A 1,759-nucleotide genomic window follows, 5' to 3' on the forward strand; every position below is an offset into this window, starting at 1 on the left:
GTGTTCCGTTATACCAAAGGATGAGAGAGTACCAAAATGGTACTAATAAGCAGGTCCCGGCGTATAATGTTCCGTTATACCAAAGGATGAGAGAGTACCAAAATTATAATGAGTTTCTTCATCGTCCCCTGTTTGTTCCGTTATACCAAAGGATGAGAGAGTACCAAAATCGGGGGTGTCTTACGTACAGGTGACGCACAGTTCCGTTATACCAAAGGATGAGAGAGTACCAAAATACGGAAGAAGAACAAGTCTTTGTGTCTACGGTTCCGTTATACCAAAGGATGAGAGAGTACCAAAATTAAGGCGCCTATCTTTGTCGGTGACTTGAAGTTCCGTTATACCAAAGGATGAGAGAGTACCAAAATAGCACGACACGAAAGTAACCGATTCTACGGGTTCCGTTATACCAAAGGATGAGAGAGTACCAAAATCATTCGACGACACAGCAGGTGTCTAATCAGTTCCGTTATACCAAAGGATGAGAGAGTACCAAAATCATGATTCCTTTGAATGCAGCGATACCAGGTTCCGTTATACCAAAGGATGAGAGAGTACCAAAATTGCCCTGATAAACTTTTGATTGCAGCTTATGTTCCGTTATACCAAAGGATGAGAGAGTACCAAAATGACCCTTGAAGTATTAGGTCTTGCGTTATTGTTCCGTTATACCAAAGGATGAGAGAGTACCAAAATACCCTTGATCGTTGATTGTACCAGTAGTGAGTTCCGTTATACCAAAGGATGAGAGAGTACCAAAATGTCTTTTATTTTCTCAAACATCGCATCACCGTTCCGTTATACCAAAGGATGAGAGAGTACCAAAATGCATCGATAACGGTGACTTCGATACCGGCTGTTCCGTTATACCAAAGGATGAGAGAGTACCAAAATACTATGGGGATGTGACCATAAAGAAGTTATGGTTCCGTTATACCAAAGGATGAGAGAGTACCAAAATGATACGGCTTGTTTATCGTCTGGACGGTATGTTCCGTTATACCAAAGGATGAGAGAGTACCAAAATCATGTTGACCGCGATGGATAAAAGAAGTAGTTCCGTTATACCAAAGGATGAGAGAGTACCAAAATTGCAATTCCAGTTTTCATTTAACGCACTTCGTTCCGTTATACCAAAGGATGAGAGAGTACCAAAATAATAGCGGAGCAGGAGCGCTACGAGATGGAGTTCCGTTATACCAAAGGATGAGAGAGTACCAAAATTGTCGGCGGCTTCCTGTATTTCGTCACATAGTTCCGTTATACCAAAGGATGAGAGAGTACCAAAATACTGTGTATATAAGATAAAGAAAGGAATTGTTCCGTTATACCAAAGGATGAGAGAGTACCAAAATCTGTAATCCTCGTCACCGTTCGTCAAGTGAGTTCCGTTATACCAAAGGATGAGAGAGTACCAAAATGGTCGATTGAGTCCGCGTTTACCTCTCTAGGTTCCGTTATACCAAAGGATGAGAGAGTACCAAAATTGGCGCTGATATGTTTACCTATGGACTGGCGTTCCGTTATACCAAAGGATGAGAGAGTACCAAAATGTTGATGTCCGGATGGTCGTGTCTCAGCTTGTTCCGTTATACCAAAGGATGAGAGAGTACCAAAATACTCAGGAATTGTTGATGACACAAGACAGTTCCGTTATACCAAAGGATGAGAGAGTACCAAAATACCACACACAAACAAGTCTTTGATTATATTGGTTCCGTTATACCAAAGGATGAGAGAGTACCAAAATCAGGCGTGT

General features: G+C 41.6%; 1 CRISPR repeat array.

The annotated features are described in order from the left end of the window. The first annotated feature begins 2 nt into the window (after positions 1–2). Positions 3–1,750: a CRISPR direct-repeat array (repeat unit 36 nt; unit sequence GTTCCGTTATACCAAAGGATGAGAGAGTACCAAAAT). Positions 1,751–1,759: the final 9 nt, after the last annotated feature.

The sequence above is a fragment of the Alkalibacterium subtropicum genome, from assembly GCF_900112455.1.
GTDB classification, from domain to species: Bacteria; Bacillota; Bacilli; order Lactobacillales; family Carnobacteriaceae_A; genus Alkalibacterium; species Alkalibacterium subtropicum.